The sequence below is a fragment of the Paenibacillus popilliae ATCC 14706 genome, assembly GCF_000315235.1.
GTDB classification, from domain to species: Bacteria; Bacillota; Bacilli; order Paenibacillales; family Paenibacillaceae; genus Paenibacillus_B; species Paenibacillus_B popilliae.
On sequence record NZ_BALG01000163.1, the window covers coordinates 1 to 485 of the forward strand.

Consider the following 485-nt stretch of genomic DNA (forward strand, 5'->3'; position numbering starts at 1 on the left):
ATCTAGCGGCTACGGTCGCGGATATCCGCCTACACGGTTGTCATGCATAGCAACCGTTTCACATATATTCTTTGAAAACAGAATTTGGAGTTGATAATTATGGATAGCTGGAGCAATCAAGCATGTTTTGGATACGTGATATTGGCAGCCGAACAGGCGGGATTTAACTGGGAGCAGATTAAAGCACTAACAAAGATAATGTACCGCATCCATGATGAGGTGTCAGTAGTGGAGGCAGCGGAACACTATCGTAAGTCTGAGTATTAATTAATAGGGCTCCGGAGCAATCCGGGGCTTTTGCTTATCCGTTTGTATCATAAACAACCTTCCCGCAGTGAGCGGTGATGGTCGCAGATATCCGAAATTAAAGGACATTATTATTTATCCTTTCATCTTCGTAAGTTATTAACATTACTATTTACAATCATGTCTTCATATACTATAGTGTAGTCGAAAGTTAAATTATTCCAAAGGGAGTGACGTTT

General features: G+C 40.8%; 1 protein-coding gene. It reads left to right on the plus strand.

The annotated features are described in order from the left end of the window. Nucleotides 1-99 precede the first annotated feature (99 nt). The gene (locus PPOP_RS23420) at nt 100-267 is read left to right on the plus strand and encodes a hypothetical protein (RefSeq protein WP_006286523.1); all 168 of its coding nucleotides are present in this window, start codon (nt 100-102) and stop codon (nt 265-267) included. The last annotated feature ends 218 nt before the right edge of the window (nt 268-485 follow it).

What these genes read in the sequence shown, in the direction of transcription:
- PPOP_RS23420 (WP_006286523.1), top strand. Translation starts at nt 100, where the DNA reads ATGGATAGCTGGAGCAATCAAGCATGTTTTGGATACGTGATATTGGCA.